Here is an 18,173-nt window from a genome sequence, read left to right as displayed (position 1 = left end):
CCTAAATTGGGAATTTGGGAGTAGGCTGATCGCCAGCACTTCGCCCCGGATTTCCCCATGTCGCGCTTCCAGGATCTGCCCGAGCTCGAAAAATCCCCCGCTGCCGACATCAAGGTAAAGGGCTGGCCCAGCCTGATGCGCAAGGTGCGCTCGCACGGGGCAGTGGTGATCACCAACCACAATCATCCCGAAGCGGTGGTGGTGGATGCTGAGGAGTATCGGCGCCTGGTCAATCAGGCCAGTGCGGCGGCCGCAACCTCGGCGCGCGCGCAGTCGCTGCAGGCACTGCAGGCGAAGTTCGACGCGCATCTTGCGGGGGCGACTGAGGGTGCGGGCCTGGCCAAGGCGATCGCCACACCGGCACGCCGCGGCCGCAAGGTCACCCTGGGCCCGTCGCTGTAAGCGATGGGTAATCTTCTGGTGCTGGCCGGCGTCAATGGCGCGGGCAAGAGTTCGTTACTGGGCCGGTTTCTGCAAGAGGACGGCGCCACCTGGTTCAACCCGGACGCCTTCACCAGGGACTTGGTGGAACAGGGCTGGGCGCCTGCAGAAGCGAACGCGCAGGCCTGGCAGGAAGGCGTACGGCGGCTGCGCCAGGCCATGGCCGATGGCAGCGATTTCGCCTTCGAAACCACGCTGGGCGCGACGACCATTCCGCGCCTGCTGCGCGAGGCCTGCGCGCAGCACACGGTCGCGGTCTGGTTTTGCGGGTTGGCGACCGTGGACCTGCATATCGAGCGCGTGGCGGCGCGGGTTGCGGCCGGCGGTCATGCCATTCCCGAGCACAAGATCCGCGAGCGTTACGACGCCTCGCGTGCCAACCTGATTGCCTTGCTGCCTCACCTGGCAGTGCTGCATGTCTACGACAACAGCGCATCGGCCGATGCCGCAGCTCAGGCATCGCCCATACTGGTGCTGGAACTGGACCGCAGCGGCCTGCATTACCCGCAAACGCCGGACGAACTGGCGCAGGTACCCGATTGGGCCAAGCCCATCGTGATGGCAGCGCTGGAGTTGCGGCAGTCCTGAGTCGCTTGCTCAGGCGCTTATGCTTTGATCCGTCTCACCGACGCGGCCAGACACCCATCGACCTTACCCGCAGGAGCACACCCGGGCGCGACAGTCCATATCGGCAACGCTCCTCCCGCCCAGGTGCGCTGCTACCGGGATGCGACAGCAGCGGGAATGCCCCGCTGCACGTGTCGGCTGTTGCGTCATGCAGCGCCGTACCTGGAAACGGCGACGCTTACGCCTTGCTCAACTGCACTGCCACCGGGTCGCCGGTGAGATAACCCACCGCGCCACCGAAGCGATCCTTGTAGTTGGCGCGGACCAGCGGATCCAGCGTGGCCTTGACGGTGTCGTGCAACGGGCTTTCCCAGTCGCCGGGATGCTGGAAGTTGCTCATGACATAGGTCCAGCCGTGGATCTCGTCGACCGCATGCAGGCCGGTCGATTCGGCGCCCGCCGGCACCGACAGCACGCGCGTCAGCGTGCCGCTGTCCACGTTGTAGGCCCACAGGAAATTGTTGACGTGCAGGCTGCTGTCTTCGCCGATGAACAAGGTGCGCAGCGATTCGGAGAACTTGAGGTTGTCCGGGTTGGCGATCCGTTCCGGGTCGGCCAGGTTGCCCAGCGCGTCGGCCTTGGCCAGGTTGTGGCCGGTGAGGGCGGCCGGGGCGGCCATGTCGATCGGCACCCAATCGCTGTGGATCGGCGCGCCTTGGCTATCGCGCTGGCCGCCGCGCAGGTTCAGGGCATACACCGCGCCAGCTTCCGGACCCTGCACTTTCACATCGCCCGAGCCGTTGAGCATGCTGGTGACGATATAGGACATGGCCATGTAGGCGACCTTGTCGCGCGCGTTGACGGTGGTGCCTTCGAGCTTGGTGAAGCCCAGGCTGCCGCCGGCCAGCGCGGCATAGCGATGGGTTTCCAGATACGTGGCGGCCTTCTCCATGCCGGGCTTGATGCGGATCCAGTTGAAGGTGCCGTTGAACGGAATCTTGGTGAACGAAGCATCGCTCGGGTCGCTCAGGTGCACGTCGAGGATGTCGGCAGCGGTGAGACGGTCGGCCATGGCCTGGATCTCGGCGCTGGTGGCGTGGCCGAGCTTGATCCAGCGCAGCGTGGCCGCGCCCGGTCCGACGCCCGAAGTCTGGTGCCACTTGCCGACATACAAGGTGCCGGCGGAGAGATCCGCCTTGCGGTCGGCAATGAACATGAACAGTCCGCCATTGGTCGCGTCGTCGCCCATCAGCACGGTGCGTTGGTCGGGCATCACTTGCACCAGCTCGTGCGAGATGCGGCCCAGGCAGTAGTGCTTGCGCACGCTGCCGGTGCCGTCCGGGTGCACGGTGATTTCCGGCAGGTGGCCATAGTGATACGGGTTGGCTTTTTCCGGGTCGCCGTACAGATGCGTGCTGTAGCTGCGGAACTGGGTGTTGCCGGCCAGCGCGGTGGCATCGGGTTCGTACTCTTCGCTGGACAGATGGGTATTCCACGGCGACAGGCTGGCGCCGCAGGTGGTCCACAGCCCATGGACCGGTGCGGTGTCGACGTTGTGGTACTTCACCAGCGACAGCTTGCCGGTGGCCGGGTCCTGGTCCAGCGTCAGCACCGCGATCGGCGCAGGCAGGTGACGGTTGGTGTCGTTGCCGGCCTGGTCGCGGGTGGTGTATTCGAACTGCACCACTGCGAACACATGGTTGCCCTTGACGCCTGGCACCTTGGCATTGGGCAGGGTCAATAGCGAGGAGCCGTCCGGGCAATCGGAAAAGAACGGACGCTCGGCACCGGGTTTGGAGCGGTCGATGATCGGGCGATGCTGGATGTCGTAGTACCCGCCCGCCAGCACGGTGCCGCCGTTGCCGTCCGGCACCTGATCGCCGGTAATGAAGAACGGGTGGTAGGCCAGCGCATACCGCTGCGTGCTGCCGTCGCTGCGGGTCACGCTGAGGGCCGAACCGACCGTGGTGGTGGCCATTGCCGCCGGATCGGCCAGGCTCGGCGCCGGCATGCCGTGGAAGGTGGCCGAGACCAGGCGGGTCGGGTTGTCCGACGGCCGCAGCGGGCGCGCGGCCCACGCCGCACCGCCAAGCTGTTGCAGGGCGGCAGCGCTGGCGTTGCCGAGCGGCAACAGGGGGACGGCCGCCAGCAATTGCATCAGGCGACGACGGGAGGGGTCGGGGGAGGGGGACATCGAAACTCCAGGCAAAGGCGACGATCAACGATGGCCGTGGCGCATCGGCAAGCCGGTCACGCTAGGCCGCTGGTATGACGGTTGTTTGACAGCAGGCTCACCCGTTGGCCTGCATTCGAACGTGTGATGGCAAGCGAGCGCTGCCAGATTCCCTTGACACGCCGATGCTGCGCATTGGTCAGACCGGCGGGTGGTGCGATGCAGCAAAGTGCATCTGCTCGCGCGCTCAGACGCTGCGGCAGATCAGGTGGTTTTGCGCGGTTTCACAGGTGCTGCCGGTATTCCAATGCTATAGCCGCGGCCAATAAGTTGCCCGGTATTCGGCATACGGGCAGCTGTTGTTGACAGGGTAGGGGAATCACGCAAGCGTACGCCGCCTAATGGCCTGCGGCGCAACGCATCGCCGTGGGAGAACCACCCTGGAGAAACGAATCTTGGACAAGCTGCTCCGTCGTACCGCCGCGCCCGTCGCGCGTCGCGCCCTCTGCCTGGCCACCGCCGCTGCGGTGCTGATGCTGGCCGCCTGCCAAGGCAAGGACACCGCTGCCGAAGCGAGCAAGACCGCCCCGGCCGCCGCACCTGCCGAGGCCTCGACCGCCATCCATCCGGACCAGTGGCCGTCGCCGAAGTGGCCGTTCCCGCAGGACGCGGCACTGGAGCAGCGCATCACCGATGTGATGGCCAAGATGAGCGTGGAAGAGAAGGTCGCCCAGACCATCCAGGGCGATATCGCCAGCATGACCCCGGACGACGTGCGCAAGTACCGCATCGGCTCGGTGCTGGCCGGCGGCAATTCCGATCCGGGCGGCAAGTACAACGCTAGCCCGGCCGAATGGTTGAAGCTGGCCGACGCGTTATATGAGGCGTCGATGGACACTTCCAAGGGCGGCAACGCGATTCCGATCATCTTCGGCATCGATGCGGTGCACGGCCAGAGCAACATCGTCGGCGCCACGCTGTTCCCGCACAACATCGGCCTGGGCGCCACGCGCAATCCGGAACTGATCAAGAAGATCGGCGAAGTCACCGCTGCCGAAACCCGCGTCACCGGCATGGAGTGGACCTTTGCGCCGACCGTGGCCGTGCCGCAGGACGACCGCTGGGGCCGCACCTACGAAGGCTATTCCGAGTCGCCGGAGGTGGTGGCCAGCTTTGCCGGCAAGATGGTCGAAGGCGTACAGGGCGTGCCGGGCACGCCGCAGTTCCTGGACGGCAGCCACGTCATTTCGTCGGTGAAGCATTTCGTCGGCGACGGCGGCACCACCGACGGCAAGGACCAGGGCGACACCAAGGTGTCCGAATCCACCATGCGCGATATCCACGCCGCCGGCTATCCGCCTGCGATTGCCGCTGGCGCACAGAGCGTGATGGCCTCGTTCAACAGCTTCAACGGCGAAAAGATGCACGGCAACAAGGTCATGCTGACCGACGTGCTCAAGGGCCGCATGAATTTCGGCGGATTCGTGGTCGGCGACTGGAATGGCCACGGCCAGGTCAAGGGCTGCACCAACCAGAACTGCCCGGCCTCGTTCATCGCCGGTGTCGACATGGCGATGGCCGCCGACAGCTGGAAAGGTATCTACGAGACCGAACTGGCGGCGGTGAAGTCCGGGCAGATCTCGGCCGAGCGTCTGGACGATGCCGTGCGCCGCATCCTGCGCGTGAAGATGCGCCTGGGCCTGTTCGAGGCCGGCAAGCCGTCCAAGCGCCCACTCGGTGGCAAGTACGAATTGCTCGGCGCACCGGAACACCGTGCGATCGCCCGTCAGGCGGTACGTGAGTCGCTGGTGCTGCTGAAGAACCAGGCCGGCATCTTGCCGCTGAATCCGACCAAGCGCGTGCTGGTGCTGGGCGACGGTGCCAACGACATGGGCAAGCAGTCCGGCGGCTGGACCCTGAACTGGCAGGGCACCGGCACCAAGCGCAGCGACTATCCCAACGGCACCACCATCTGGGAAGGCCTGGACAAGCAGATCAAGGCCGCCGGCGGCAGCGCCGAGCTGGCCGTGGATGGCGCCTACAAGACCAAGCCCGACGTGGCCGTGGTGGTGTTCGGCGAAAATCCGTATGCCGAATTCCAGGGCGATATCGCCACCCTGTTGTACAAGCCGGGCGACGAAAGCGAACTGGCCCTGATCAAGAAACTCAAGGCCGAAGGCATCCCGGTGGTGGCGGTATTCCTGAGCGGGCGTCCGCTGTGGATGAATCAGTACATCAACGCCTCCGACGCGTTCGTCGCTGCCTGGTTGCCGGGCTCCGAAGGCGAGGGCATTGCCGATGTGCTGCTGCGCAAGGCCGATGGCTCGGTGCAGAACGACTTCAAGGGCAAGCTCAGCTTCTCCTGGCCCAAGACCGCCGTGCAGTTCGCCAATAACGTCGGCCAGAAGGACTACGACCCGCAGTTCAAGTTCGGCTTCGGCCTGACCTACGCCGACAAGGGCGACCTGGCAGCACTGCCGGAAGAATCCGGCGTGTCCGGCGAGCAGTCGGTAGGCGGGATGTACTTCGTGCGCGGCAAGCCTGCGCTCGGCATCGCCATGCAGCTGTCCAATGCCGGTCAGGCCAACATGCCGGCAACCACGCTGCCGGTGGGCTTGTCCGATGGCAGCCTGAAGATGACCGCAGTCGACCACAAGGCGCAGGAAGATGCGCGCCGTCTGGTGTGGTCCGGCAGTACCGCCTCCAGCGTGTTGCTGGTGTCCGCCAAGCCGGTGGACGTCTCGCGTGAAAGCAACGGCGATGTGCAGTTGCAGCTGACCCTGCGCCGCGACAGCGCGGTGACCGCGCCGGTGTGGCTGGGCGTGGGCTGTGGCGACAAGTGCGGTGGTCGTGTCGACGTCCAGAAGACCCTGGCTGCGCTGCCGCAAGGCCAGTGGAAAGTGGTCGGCGTGCCGTTGAAGTGCTTCGCAGTGGCCGGCGCGGATGTGACCAAGCTGACCCAGGTCGCCAGCATCGAAAGCGCTGCCGCGCTGGACCTGTCGGTGTCCAAGGTGTCGCTTGGCGCGCTCAACGAAGCCGAAGTCACCGTCGACTGCCCGGTCAAGTAAGCAGCATTCCCGCAGGCGTGCGTGCGCGCCTGAGATGAGACCAAACAGCTGCGTCGCCAGTGCCGGCGACGCGGTATAGCGGCCACCCTGATCGGTGGTGTCATCAGCCGCCGCGGGACGCGCGCGTCGATCGGCCGGGATGGCCTGCAGCTGCGGTTCGCCGCGCTGCCGTGGCGCACGCCGTGCGTTGCGGCGGCATTCTGCAGGCCTGTCTGGCGTTCGACGCACACCCCAAAGCCAGACAGGAGAGTGCAGTGGGTTTGGCGACGTTGGATATCGTGATCGTGCTGGTCTATCTGGCCGGCATCTTCGTGCTCGCGCAGTGGGTCTCGTGCGAGAAGGCAGGCCACAGCAAGAGCGCCGAGGATTACTTCCTGGCGAGCAAGTCGCTGCCGTGGTGGGCGATCGGCGCCTCGCTGATCGCGGCGAACATCTCGGCCGAACAGATCATCGGCATGGCCGGTTCCGGCTATGCGATCGGTCTGGCGATCGCCTCCTACGAATGGATGGCGGCGCTGACGCTGCTGATCGTCGGCAAGTTCTTCCTGCCGATCTTCCTGCGCAACGGCATCTACACCATGCCGCAGTTCCTGGAGCAGCGTTACGGCACGTGGATCCGCACGCTGATGGCGGTGTTCTGGCTGCTGCTGTACGTGTTCGTCAACCTGACCTCGATCCTGTGGCTGGGATCGATCGCGGTCAGCCAGGTCACCGGCATGGACCAGACCCTGGCGCTGGCATTGATCGGCGTGTTCGCGCTGGTTTACCAGTTGTATGGCGGATTGAAGGCGGTGGCGCTGACCGACATCGTGCAGGTCACCCTGCTGGTGCTGGGCGGCCTGCTGGTGGCGGGGCTGACCCTGGCGCGCATTGGCGATGGTGCCGGCGTGCTGGCCGGCTTCCAGCACCTGTGGACGGCGCACCCGGAGCACTTCCACATGATCCTGACCAGGGACAACCCGTTCTACAAGGATCTGCCGGGCCTGAGCGTGCTGTTCGGCGGGCTGTGGGTGATGAACATCAGTTACTGGGGTTTCAACCAGTACATCATCCAGCGCGCGCTGGCCGCCAAGAACATCGGCGAGGCGCAGAAGGGCATGGTGTTTGCCGCGTTCCTGAAGCTGCTGATGCCGTTGGTGATCGTGGTGCCGGGCATTGCCGCAGTGGTGCTGGCGCCTGATCTGGCCAAGCCCGATCAGGCCTACCCGACCATGATGCAGTTGTTGCCGACCGGCATCCTGGGCCTGGTGTTTGCCGCGTTGGTTGCGGCGATCGTGGCCTCGCTGGCCTCCAAGATCAATTCGGTGGCGACGATCTTCACCCTGGATTTCTACGCCAAGTTCCGTCCGCAGACCGAGCAGAAGCAGCTGGTGCGCGTGGGGCGTCTCGTGGCCGCCGCCTCGGTGCTGATCGGCATCCTCACCGCGCGGCCGTTGCTGGGCAACTTCGATCAGGGCTTTCAGTTCATCCAGGAATTCACCGGCTTCTTTACCCCGGGCGTGGTGGTGATCTTCATGCTTGGCCTGTTCTGGAAGCGGGCCAACGAAGCCGGCGCGCTGACCGCGGCGATCGGCTCGGTGGTGTTGTCCTTCACGCTCAAGTTCGCCTGGCCCGAACTGCCATTCATGGACCGCATCGGTGTGGTGTTCGTTGCCGCGCTGGTATTGGCGGTGGTGGTGTCGTTGCTGACGCCTGCCACGCAGGCACGCGATCTGATCCGTACCAACGACGTCGCCTACGGCACCACCCTCGGCTTCAAGATCGGCGCGGCCGGCGTGATCGCGATTCTGATCGTGCTGTACACCGTGTTCTGGTAAGCAGCCATGTCTTGAAATGCAGCGCGGCGCGGCACCTTGGTGTTGCGCCGCGCTGCGTTGACAGCCTGCCGTTTCGGCGGCGAGCTTCGTCAAGCGGGTTTGGATGGCCCACAGGATCCACTGTGCACGCGTGGGAGATGCCGCTCGCGTACCGCACGCGCCACCGAATGGTGGAAGCGGTTGGTTTGTTGGCTGCGCCTAGACGCGCGCCGCGGCCAAGCTGGCGGCAAGCAGGTTGGCCGGCGCGGCATGTTGCTCGTGCCACGGCGTTTCCAGCCAGGTTTCCAACGCGGCGGCCGGCATCGGTTTGGCGATCCAGTAGCCCTGGCCTTCGTCGCAGCCCCAGGCGCGCAATTGCGCGTACGCCTCCGCCGATTCGATGCCTTCGGCGACCACACGCTGGCCCAGACTGTGGCCAAGCTGGATCATCGCCGGTACCAGGGTGCGATCGGTTTGGCTGTCCGGCAGCGAGCGGATGAAGGATTGATCGATCTTCAACGAACTGGCCGGCAGCTGCTTGAGATAGCTGAAATTGCTGTAGCCGGTGCCGAAGTCGTCGATGGCGATATGCACGCCCAGCGCCGCAATGGCGGCCAGTTGTTCGGCCAGGTGATCGGGGTGGCGGATCATCGCGCTTTCGGTGAATTCGATCTCCAGCCGGCGCGGGTCCAGCTTGTGACGATCCAGGCCACGCCGCAACAGGCCTGCAAAACCGGGGCGGTCCAGATCGGCAGCCGACACGTTCAAGGCCAGGTTGAAGTCCAGGCCTTGCTGCTGCCAGCGCGCTGCCTGCGCGATGCCGTTGTCGATGACCCAGGCGGTAATGCGGTTGATCAGCGCAGTTTTCTCGGCCATCGGAATGAAATCCGACGGCATCACTGGGCCAATCATCGGGTGCTGCCAGCGCAGCAAGGCTTCCACGCCGACGCAGCGGTGGTCGTGCAGGTCCACGCGCGGTTGAAAGTGCAGGCGCAGCTGGCTGGCGCTGTCCAGGGCAGCGGGCAGGGCGGCGAGCAGGCGGAAGGAGTTGCGCTGGGCGACATCGTGCTTGCGCTCGTACATGCTCCACGGCAGGCAGCGCTCGCGCGCGATATCCACCGCGGTGGTCAGTGAGCGGATGGTATCGGCGGCGCCGTAGCTGGACTGCAGCGACACCGCGCCGATCGAAGCCACCGCGGTATGCGGAATGCCCTGGTGTTCCAACGGCTCGGTGAACGCCTTGGAGACCTTGGTGCATAGCGTGGCCAGGCGCTGGCCTTCCGCCTGGGCCAGGAAGCCGAAGGTCGTCGGGTCCAGCCGATACAGCAGGGTGCCGCCGGGCAGATAGGCCGCAAGGCGGCGCTGCGCCAGGGCGACGTAGCCGTCTGCGTATTCCCAGCCCAGCGCCTTGACCATATCGCGGAAGTAGTCGCTGCCGCAGACATCGATGGCCACCGCCGTGGTCGCCGGTGCAGTGTCGCGTTGCGACAGCCAGGTATCCAGGTCTTCGCTAAAGCGCGAGCGGTTGGGCAGCCCGGTCGGACCATCGCGGTAGGTGGTACTGCGCAGGTTTTCCACGCGCAGCACGGCCAGGTCGCGCAGGCCTTCCAGCTGCGTGATCGCAGCTTGATCCAGCCCTGGGCGCGGGCTGGTGCCGATCACGCACAAGGTGCCGATGCGATGGCCGTCGCGCAGCTTCAGCGGTGCGCCGGCATAGAAGCGAATGAACGGCGGGCCCAGCACCAGCGGGTTGTCGCAAAAGCGCGGATCCAGTTGCGCATCCGGCACCACCATCACCTCGTCCGAGCGGATCGCATGCGCGCAGAACGCCTGGCTACGCGGCGTTTCGCGCGCTTCCAGGCCAATGCGCGCCTTGAACCACTGGCGGTGCTCGTCCACCAGCGAGACCACCGCAATTTCCGCGTCCAGGCTGCGCGCGGCCATCGCGGCCACGGTGTCGAACACCGGGTCTGGCGGCGAATCCAGCAGGCACAGGCCGCGCAGCACCTCGAGCCGGGTGGACTCGTCGAGCGTGGGCGGAAGAAGAGACGCGACGGGGGCAGGCAGGGAAGGCATGTGCTCGTATCGGCCTGAAGCGTAATCCCTTGATTGGCGCCGATTGGTGCCGTTCAGTTGCAGCAGGCGGACCCGGGCCGCGTTGGAACACGCGAACAGTGCCTTGGCAGCGCCACACACGCGCCGCGCGCGATCGGAATGCCATTTGCGCAGCGCTGTCGCAGGCCATGCGCCGGAAACGGTCGATCCGCTTCCCTCGACCGGCCAATGCTGCCGTTGCAGGACGTGGACACGCTCCGATGCGCAGTGGCGCATGCCCTCCGGTGGCGACGCCTAAATATCCCGCGTGCGCTGCCGATCACCTTTTGGAGGCAGCAGTGTTGACGCAGCGCAACTATCCGCGTCGCGCATGCGACCAATGGTCTTTGGCCGATGTTTGCTTTTGTGATGCGCATTCGCCTCATGCGTGACACGAGTTGACACAGTCTTCACTCGCGCTGTGGGCTGGCCGCCGCGGCTTTTGTCACTTCTTTTCTGGAATCATCGTGAATTCATTGCTGTCTTTTGCACAACGCACGCTTCTCGTCGCCGCCGGTCTGGCGCTGCCGTCTGCCGCCCATGCCGGGCTCACGGTGTCCGGCACGCAGTTGCGCGAGTCCAATGGCAATGCATTGGTGCTGCGCGGCGTCAATCTTCCACATGCCTGGTACGCGGGCCGCACCGATGCGGCGTTGGCAGCCATCGCGGCCACCGGTGCCAACAGCGTGCGCGTCGTGCTCAGTTCCGGCTACCGCTGGACGCGCACACCGGAGGCCGATGTGGCCCGCATCATCGCGCGCTGCAAAAGCCTGGGCTTGATCGCCGTGCTGGAGGTCCACGACACCACCGGCTACGGCGAAGACACCGCCGCTGCGAATCTGCTCAATGCGACCAATTACTGGGTCGCCATCCGCAAGGCCTTGATCGGCAATGAAGACCATGTGGTCATCAATATCGCCAACGAACCGTTCGGCAATAGCCTGACTGCCAGCGAATGGGTCAACGGCCATGCTACCGCCATCGCCACTTTGCGCAAGAATGGACTGACCCACGCCTTGATGGTGGATGCGCCCAACTGGGGCCAGGACTGGCAGTTCTACATGCGCGACAACGCCGCTGTGCTGCTGGCCCGCGACAGCCGCCGCAACCTGGTGTTCAGCGTGCACATGTACGAGGTGTTCGGTAGCGATGCCACGATCAACAATTATCTGCGCGCCTTCAACGATAAAAAGCTGGCGCTGGTGATCGGCGAATTCGGTGGCGACCATCGCGGTGCGCATGTGGACGAAGCGGCGATCATGCGCCGCGCGCGCGACTACAAGGTTGGCTACATGGGCTGGTCATGGTCGGGCAACGACAGCAGCACGCAGTCGCTGGATATCGCGATCGGCTGGAATGCCGCTCAACTGAGCAGCTGGGGCCGCAACCTGATCCTGGGCACCGATGGCATCGCGGCAACCTCGCGTCGGGCAAGCGTGTTCGGCCCGCTGTGAGATGAAGTCCTGCAGCCGGAAACTGTAGTTTTTCGGCCGCGCACAAGGGCATTGCAACGCTGTCGATCTGTGCGCCGTTGCGCGGCCGGCATCGGCACACCGGCACGCGTGACACGCATTTCAGATGCGTCACAAGTCTTCGCGATATCCCTGCCGTTTAAGGTCCGGCGACAGGGGCAAGACGGCTAGCGTAACGGCCCCGGGCTCGGGCGTTTGGTCAGCTTGCGCTGCAGCGATCGGCGATGCATGCCGAGCAGGCGCGCGGCCGCCGACACGTTGCCGCCGGTTTCGTGCAGCGCCTGCTGGATGTGCTCCCACTGCAGGCGGCTGAGCGGCGTCATCATTTCCTGCGCGCTTTCTTCTTCGTCCGGCTCTGGCAACTCGTCATCCTCTTCGCCCAGCGCCCGCATGATGGTGGGAATATTGGCCGGCTTGGGCAGGTAGTCATCGGCGCCGAGTTTGATCGCCTCCACCGCCGTGGCGATACTGGCGTAACCGGTGACCAGCAGGATGCGCATGTCGGCGCGAATCTCGCGCAGCGGCTGGATCAGGCTCAAACCGGAGTCGTGGCCGAGCTTGAGATCGATCAACGCAAAATCCGGCAACGCGCTGCGTGCCGTGGACAATGCACTGGCCGCATCGGTGGCGGTGAGCGTTTCCACGCCGCGGCGTGCAAGGCTGCGCTGCAGCGTGCGCAGGTACAAGGTGTCGTCGTCGACCAGCAGGCCGGTACGGATTGGGGGACTTGTCATGCGAGTGCCTCGTGGTCGGAGAGCGGCAGACGAAAACCGACGCGCGCGCCGCTGCCTTCGGCGGGCAGCATCCACAGCTCGCCCTGCAGGCGTTCGACAGTGGCATGCGAGAGCGCCAGCCCGACGCCCATGCCGTCGTGCTTGCCGCTATTGAACAGCGTGCCCGGCAGCATCGCTTGCGCGGTGTCGAAGCCGGGTCCGTAGTCGCGCACTTCGCCGCTGAGATAGTCGTGTTCCACCCGCAGGGTCAGGTCGATCTGCGGACGCCCGGCCCGTTCGCCGGCATCGGCGGCATTGTTGAGCAGCACCATCAGCAGGTGGCTGACGCCGGGCTGCAGCATCAGCCGCATCGGTGCGTCATCATTGCGGCGCAGTTCGATGGTGGGGCGCACCAGGCGCCATTGTTCCAGCACGTCTTTCACCGCCACCTCGCGGCTCAGATGGCCGTTGTCGGCCGGTGCCGCCAATGCCAGCACGCGCTCATGGCACTGCACCAGCAGCTCGCGCAAGGTGTCCAGGTCTTCGCGCAGTTCCACCTGATCGCACTGGTCGGCGATGTCGTCCACCAGCAGCGTCATGGTGGCCAGCGGGGTGTTCAATTCGTGCGCCACCGACGCCGCATGCGTGGCCAGCGCCACGATGCCTTCGTTGCGCGCAAAGCGCTCGCGCAAGGTGGAGATCTCGCGTTCGCGCTCGCGCATCGAAAACGCCAGCCGAGTCGCGAACGCCAGCACCACCACGGTGGACAGCAGAAAGTTGGCCGCCATGCCCCACATGTGCAGGCTGAGCGGGTCGAAGCCGCCGTAGGGCAGCGGCAGCCCGAACGCCGCGCTGATGACATAGCCGGCCACGCACGATGCCGCTACCGCCATCGCCCAGCTCAGCGGCAGTGCCAGTGCGGCCAGCGCGATCAGCACCAGGAACAACGAGCCGAACGGGTTGGCGATGCCGCCGCTCCAGCCCACCATCCAGGTCAGCACGGTCACGTCGACCAGAATGTGGCCGAACTCGGTGGCCGGGCTCACAGCGCCGCGGTGCGCCACGCGCAGCTGCGCATACAGGTTGAAGACCGCCAACGCGGCCACGCCGGCCCACAGGGGTTGCTGCGGCAGGTTCAGGCCCATCAGCCCGGTCGCGACCAGGATGGTGGCAGCCTGGCCGGCAGTGGCCAGCCATCGCAGGCTGCAGAGGGTCCGCAGGAAGGAAGCGTCGGAGCTGTTCATCCCGGCAATGCTATGCGCTTGGGAAGATGGTGGCCTGCGACAAACCGTCGCATCGGCCTCGAGCGGGATATGCACGTTGAGATGAGATGCGTTGGCCACGCTCTCCGGGCCGCCGGCGGCCAACCCTCCGGGAAGCATCCTGTGGCGCGCCGATACCGCGTTGCGCGCCTTGCCCAGGCGGCAAGCGTGGTCAAGGCGCCGCCTTGTCGCGACGCGCCACAGGACGCTTCGCACTCACCTCAACGTACAGAACACGCTCTAGAAATCGGCGTGCCTCTCGCTTCAGCTGTGAGCGCACGGCGGACAGGCTAAAATAGCGGGATGCATGACGCCGTGACCCGCCCAACCCCTCCCGCCGACGCCACCGCCTGGCCGCGCCGCATCACCCAGGCCGTCAAGATCGGCAGCGTGACCGTGGGCGGGGGCCATCCGGTCGTCGTCCAGTCGATGACCAACACCGACACCGCCGACATCGCCGGCAGCGTCAAGCAGGTGGCCGATCTGTGGCGCGCCGGCTCGGAAATGGTGCGCCTGACCGTCAACAATGCCGAGTCCGCTGCCGCCATTCCGCGCATCGTCGACAAGCTGCGCATGATGGGCATCGAAGTGCCCTTGATCGGCGACTTCCATTACAACGGCCATCAATTGCTCGCTGCCGAGCCGGCCTGCGCCGAGGCGCTGGCCAAGTACCGCATCAATCCGGGCAATGTCGGGTTCGGCAAGAAGAAGGACCTGCAGTTCAGTCAGTTGATCGAGTTCGCCATCAAGTACGGCAAGCCGGTGCGGATTGGCGCCAACTGGGGCTCGCTGGACCAGTCGCTGGCAGCGCAGCTGATGGACGAAAATTCGCAACGCGATACCCCGTGGGATGCCGGGCGGGTACTGCGCGAGGCGCTGATCCGCTCGGCGGTGGATTCAGCCGAGCGTGCGGTGGAGCTGGGCCTGCCGCGCGAGCGCATCATCCTGTCGGCCAAGGTGTCCGGTGTGCAGGAGCTGATCGCGGTGTATCGCGACATGGCCAGCCGCTGCGATTTCGCGCTGCATCTGGGCCTGACCGAGGCCGGTATCGGCAGCAAGGGCATCGTGGCCTCGGCGGCGGCCCTGAGCGTGCTGCTGCAGGAGGGCATTGGCGACACCATTCGTATCTCGCTGACCCCCGAGCCGGGGCAGTCGCGCACCCAGGAAGTGGTGGTGGCGCAGGAACTGCTGCAGACCACCGGCCAGCGCGCGTTTACCCCGATGGTCACCGCCTGCCCGGGCTGCGGCCGCACCACCTCCGAGTTCTTCCAGGAACTGGCCGGCGTGGTACAGAACCATGTGCGCGCCAAGATGCCGGAGTGGAAAATCACCAACCCCGGCGCCGAAAACATGACCCTGGCGGTGATGGGCTGCGTGGTCAACGGGCCAGGCGAATCGCGCCACGCCAATATCGGGATTTCGCTGCCGGGCACGGGCGAGGCGCCGTCGGCACCGGTGTTCATCGATGGCGAAAAAAGCGTCACCTTGCGCGGCGAAAACATCGCCTACGAATTCATCGAGTTGATCGATCAATACGTCGAACGTACCTATGTCCGCCGCGCCGGCTGAATCGCCGGCCGGGTTCAAAGGGTGGTTGCGTAGCAATGCGTGGCGCATGGCGTTGCTGTTCGCAGGGGTGTTGCTGCCGCTAGGGCTGTTCGTGGACCTGGCCGATGAAGTCCACGCGCTGGAAAATGTGTACTTCGACGAGCCGCTGCTGTGGAGCATGCGCAGCATCGCCACGCCCGGCCTGGATGCGTTTTTCGGCGCGATCTCCAAGGCCGGCTACCAATACGGCGTGATTCCGGCCGATATCGCCATCGTGTTGGTGTTGCTGGTGCTGCAGCGCTGGCGCGAGGGCACGTTTGCCGCGCTGGGATTCGGTGGCTCGGCGCTGCTCAACATGGGCGCCAAGCAGTTTTTCCAGCGCGACCGCCCCAGCTTGTGGGAATCGATCGCGCCGGAGAGCACGTTCAGTTTTCCCAGCGGCCACGCGATGGGCTCGATGACGCTGGCCGCGGTGGTCATCGCGCTGGCCTGGAACACGCGCTGGCGCTGGCCGGTGAGCATCGCCGCCAGCCTGTTCGCGCTGCTGGTGGGCATCTCGCGTATCTACCTGGGCGTGCATTACCCCTCCGACATCCTGGGCGGTTGGTCGGCCGCGCTGGTGTGGGTGGTCGGGCTGTATCTGGTGATGTTCCGCGGCGCGCGGCGGCCGCATTGGCGCACGCCGGCTGGCGCGGTGGCAGAGCAACCTGGGCGCGTGCCGTTTGCCGATTAACGGCGGTTGATACGCTCCCGCTGCGCTAATCGGGCGCCAACCATGGCGCCGATGGAAGCCAGCAAGATCACGTAGTACGCCGGCCCCATCGGGTGCTGCTTGAGCAGCATCACCACCAGCAGCGGGGTCAGGCCGCCGAACACTGCATAGCCCAGGTTGTAGGCGAACGATACGCCGGACAGACGGACCACCGGTGGAAACGCTTCGACCATCACGCGCGGAATCGCACCCAGCACGCCCAGCGCAGCGCCGAGCAGGGCATACAGCGGGAACAGCAGGTGGGGGTCGCCCGCAAAGCGGTAGAACAGCCATGCGCTGACGCCCAGGCACACGCTGCCGGCCAGTAGCACACGCCCGTTGCCCCAACGATCCGACAGTGCCCCGGTTACCACCGAGCCGATCGCCTGCATCAGCACTGCCAGAAGATTGGCCTGCAATGCAACCGGTGCCGGGTAGCCGTAGGCACTCTGCAGCAGCGTGGGTGTCATCAGCGACACCACCAGCACTGCGGCGGCGATCACCCAGGTCAGCCAGAGCGACATGGCCAGACTGCGCGGGTGATCGCGCAGTACCACCTTCAGTGGCGTCTCGCGCGCCAGTGCGCGCATGGCGACCAGCTCGGCGAACACCGGCGTTTCATGCAGCCAGCGCCGCAAGTACACCGAGAGCAGGCCGAAGATGCCGCCAGCCAAAAACGGCAGGCGCCAGGCGTACTCGGCGATTTGGTCCGAAGAAAACGCACGATTCAGTGCGCCGGCACTCAGCGAACCAAGCAGCACGCCGGCAGCCAGGCCAGCGGTCAAGGTGCCGCAGGCCAGCCCTGTGCGCCGCGCGGGCACATGTTCTGCCACGAACACCCACGCACTGGGTACTTCGCCACCGATGGCTGCGCCCTGCAACAGGCGCAACGTCAACAGCAGCAGCGGTGCGGCCACGCCGATCTGCGCGTAGGTCGGCAGCACGCCGATCGCCAGTGTGGGCAACGCCATCAATCCGATGCTCAGCGCGAACATGCGCTTGCGTCCGAGCAGATCGCCAAAGTGCGCCATTACGATGCCGCCCAACGGGCGGATCAGGTAGCCGGCCGCAAAGATGCCGAATGTCTGCAGCTGCCGCGTCCACTCCGGAATGCCTGGCGGAAAGAACAGCTCGCCCAGCACCTTCGCGAAAAAAATGAAAATGATGAAGTCGTAGAACTCCAGCGCGCCGCCCAGCGCAGACAAGCCCAGCGTTTTGTAATCGCTGCGGGTGAGCTGGGTTGATGGGGCATGGCTGGTCATGCAGTCGCATCCTGTCGCGGGTGGCGCGCATTGCCATCAAAGCCTGCCGACGCGCCGAGCAGGCAATGCTAGCTGCCGGGCGCGGCCATCGCTACGCCGTTTTGGCATTGAAATGCCGATGACACCCATCAAACCTTACGCGAACACCCTTGCGGGCTTTGGTTACCGCGCGCGCCTGGACGTTCGCTGCGAATCAGCCGGACACGCTTGCCAGCGCCGCTGCCTCGGCGTGCAGTGCGGTGGTGTCGAACAACGGCAACTGTGCATCGGTGTCGTCCACGAGCAGCGAGATCTCGGTGCAGCCCAGGATGATCGCTTGCGCTCCGTGCTGGCCTAGCTCGGCCATGACCTGGCGGAAGTACGCGCGCGATTCGGGCTTGATCACGCCCTGGCAGAGCTCGTCGTAGATCACCCGATGCAGCTGAGCGCGTGCCTCGGCCGGCGGCACCAGCACGTCCAGGCCGCGCGCCTGCAGGCGCTGGCGATAGAACGGCTGCTCCATGGTGAAGCGCGTGCCGAGCAACCCCACCCGGGTGACGCCCGCTGCGATGAGCGCAGCGGCGGTGGCATCGGCGATATGCAGCAGCGGCAGTGGCGTCGCGGCGGTGATCGCGTCGGCAACGCAATGCATGGTGTTGGTGCACAGCACGATGAAGTCGGCGCCTGCTGCTTGCAGCGCACGCGCGGCGGTTGCCATCGCCTGACCAGCGCCCTCCCAATCGCCGGTGTGCTGCAGCCGTTCTATGTCGTGGAAATTGCCGCTGTACAGCAGCAGTTTCGCCGAATGCAGGCCGCCGCATGCATGGCGGACGCGCTGATTGATGATGCGGTAGTAGGGCAGCGTGGATTCCCAGCTCATGCCACCGATCAAACCGATTGTCTTGCTTGGAACCGGCATGCGAACTCCATAACACTACAGCGGATGAGGTTGCCAGGGCTACGGCACGCAGCGTGCGCTGCGCTTGGGGACCGAAGTGTACGTTGGCGTCCCGACCAGATGCATTCCCGATCATGCCCTGGCAGCTC

Annotated in this window: 13 protein-coding genes; 7 read left to right on the top strand and 6 right to left on the bottom strand. The window is 65.5% G+C overall.

From position 1 onward, the window contains the following. Window positions 1–57 precede the first annotated feature (57 nt). Window positions 58–402: a type II toxin-antitoxin system prevent-host-death family antitoxin gene (locus ACCQ03_RS08965; protein WP_007965758.1), complete on the top strand. Its 345-nt coding sequence runs from the start codon at window positions 58–60 to the stop codon at window positions 400–402. Between the two features lie 3 nt (window positions 403–405). Next, on the top strand, window positions 406–1,029 hold the full coding sequence (locus ACCQ03_RS08960; RefSeq protein WP_057678959.1) for an ATPase: 624 nt from the start codon (window positions 406–408) through the stop codon (window positions 1,027–1,029). A gap of 217 nt (window positions 1,030–1,246) precedes the next feature. Here ACCQ03_RS08960 and ACCQ03_RS08955 read toward each other — a convergent pair whose 3' ends face one another. Beyond that, window positions 1,247–3,202 (bottom strand): PhoX family protein, encoded by a 1,956-nt coding sequence (locus ACCQ03_RS08955; RefSeq protein ID WP_057659212.1) that lies wholly within the window; start codon window positions 3,200–3,202, stop codon window positions 1,247–1,249. Window positions 3,203–3,636: 434 nt separating this feature from the next. Here ACCQ03_RS08955 and ACCQ03_RS08950 point away from each other — a divergent pair, with 434 nt between their 5' ends. After that, a complete protein-coding gene (locus ACCQ03_RS08950) occupies window positions 3,637–6,249 on the top strand; it encodes a glycoside hydrolase family 3 protein (RefSeq protein WP_209227748.1) in 2,613 nt (870 codons plus the stop codon). 254 nt (window positions 6,250–6,503) lie between these two features. Continuing rightward, complete coding sequence (locus tag ACCQ03_RS08945; RefSeq protein WP_209227746.1) at window positions 6,504–8,066, top strand: sodium/sugar symporter; 1,563 nt, start codon at window positions 6,504–6,506, stop codon at window positions 8,064–8,066. 198 nt (window positions 8,067–8,264) lie between these two features. Here ACCQ03_RS08945 and ACCQ03_RS08940 read toward each other — a convergent pair whose 3' ends face one another. Continuing rightward, window positions 8,265–10,121, bottom strand: coding sequence for a putative bifunctional diguanylate cyclase/phosphodiesterase (locus ACCQ03_RS08940; protein ID WP_057678957.1), 1,857 nt, complete (start codon window positions 10,119–10,121; stop codon window positions 8,265–8,267). 485 nt (window positions 10,122–10,606) lie between these two features. On the opposite strand from ACCQ03_RS08940, the gene ACCQ03_RS08935 reads away from it, so the two are divergent. Beyond that, a complete protein-coding gene (locus ACCQ03_RS08935) occupies window positions 10,607–11,593 on the top strand; it encodes a cellulase family glycosylhydrolase (RefSeq protein ID WP_057678956.1) in 987 nt (328 codons plus the stop codon). 185 nt (window positions 11,594–11,778) lie between these two features. Here ACCQ03_RS08935 and ACCQ03_RS08930 read toward each other — a convergent pair whose 3' ends face one another. After that, window positions 11,779–12,345 (bottom strand): response regulator transcription factor, encoded by a 567-nt coding sequence (locus ACCQ03_RS08930; protein WP_017158628.1) that lies wholly within the window; start codon window positions 12,343–12,345, stop codon window positions 11,779–11,781. Continuing rightward, window positions 12,342–13,568 (bottom strand): ATP-binding protein, encoded by a 1,227-nt coding sequence (locus tag ACCQ03_RS08925; RefSeq protein ID WP_057678955.1) that lies wholly within the window; start codon window positions 13,566–13,568, stop codon window positions 12,342–12,344. The genes ACCQ03_RS08930 and ACCQ03_RS08925 overlap by 4 nt, the downstream gene beginning before the upstream one ends. Window positions 13,569–13,889: 321 nt before the next feature. On the opposite strand from ACCQ03_RS08925, the gene ispG reads away from it, so the two are divergent. Beyond that, window positions 13,890–15,155: a flavodoxin-dependent (E)-4-hydroxy-3-methylbut-2-enyl-diphosphate synthase gene (ispG, locus tag ACCQ03_RS08920; RefSeq protein ID WP_057687124.1), complete on the top strand. Its 1,266-nt coding sequence runs from the start codon at window positions 13,890–13,892 to the stop codon at window positions 15,153–15,155. Continuing rightward, window positions 15,136–15,867 (top strand): phosphatase PAP2 family protein, encoded by a 732-nt coding sequence (locus tag ACCQ03_RS08915; protein ID WP_017158055.1) that lies wholly within the window; start codon window positions 15,136–15,138, stop codon window positions 15,865–15,867. Before ispG ends, ACCQ03_RS08915 begins: the two co-directional genes overlap by 20 nt. Here the strand turns inward: ACCQ03_RS08915 and ACCQ03_RS08910 are convergent. Further along, entirely contained in the window at window positions 15,864–17,147 is a 1,284-nt protein-coding gene (locus tag ACCQ03_RS08910; protein WP_150145863.1) for an MFS transporter, read from the bottom strand. The genes ACCQ03_RS08915 and ACCQ03_RS08910 overlap by 4 nt on opposite strands. Before the next feature lie 193 nt (window positions 17,148–17,340). After that, window positions 17,341–18,045, bottom strand: coding sequence for an aspartate/glutamate racemase family protein (locus ACCQ03_RS08905; protein ID WP_057677505.1), 705 nt, complete (start codon window positions 18,043–18,045; stop codon window positions 17,341–17,343). Window positions 18,046–18,173: the final 128 nt, after the last annotated feature.

Source organism: Xanthomonas sp. NCPPB 3569, from assembly GCF_041475645.2.
In the GTDB taxonomy this organism is placed as follows: domain Bacteria; phylum Pseudomonadota; class Gammaproteobacteria; order Xanthomonadales; family Xanthomonadaceae; genus Xanthomonas; species Xanthomonas phaseoli.
The sequence above is the reverse complement of the archived record's forward strand: the minus strand, read 5'-3'. Positions and strand labels throughout refer to the sequence as shown.

What these genes read in the sequence shown, in the direction of transcription:
- ACCQ03_RS08965 (WP_007965758.1), top strand. Translation starts at nt 58, where the DNA reads ATGTCGCGCTTCCAGGATCTGCCCGAGCTCGAAAAATCCCCCGCTGCC.
- ACCQ03_RS08960 (WP_057678959.1), top strand. Translation starts at nt 406, where the DNA reads ATGGGTAATCTTCTGGTGCTGGCCGGCGTCAATGGCGCGGGCAAGAGT.
- ACCQ03_RS08955 (WP_057659212.1), bottom strand. Translation starts at nt 3,202, where the DNA reads ATGTCCCCCTCCCCCGACCCCTCCCGTCGTCGCCTGATGCAATTGCTG.
- ACCQ03_RS08940 (WP_057678957.1), bottom strand. Translation starts at nt 10,121, where the DNA reads ATGCCTTCCCTGCCTGCCCCCGTCGCGTCTCTTCTTCCGCCCACGCTC.
- ACCQ03_RS08930 (WP_017158628.1), bottom strand. Translation starts at nt 12,345, where the DNA reads ATGACAAGTCCCCCAATCCGTACCGGCCTGCTGGTCGACGACGACACC.
- ACCQ03_RS08925 (WP_057678955.1), bottom strand. Translation starts at nt 13,568, where the DNA reads ATGAACAGCTCCGACGCTTCCTTCCTGCGGACCCTCTGCAGCCTGCGA.
- ispG (WP_057687124.1), top strand. Translation starts at nt 13,890, where the DNA reads ATGCATGACGCCGTGACCCGCCCAACCCCTCCCGCCGACGCCACCGCC.
- ACCQ03_RS08915 (WP_017158055.1), top strand. Translation starts at nt 15,136, where the DNA reads ATGTCCGCCGCGCCGGCTGAATCGCCGGCCGGGTTCAAAGGGTGGTTG.
- ACCQ03_RS08910 (WP_150145863.1), bottom strand. Translation starts at nt 17,147, where the DNA reads ATGACCAGCCATGCCCCATCAACCCAGCTCACCCGCAGCGATTACAAA.
- ACCQ03_RS08905 (WP_057677505.1), bottom strand. Translation starts at nt 18,045, where the DNA reads ATGCCGGTTCCAAGCAAGACAATCGGTTTGATCGGTGGCATGAGCTGG.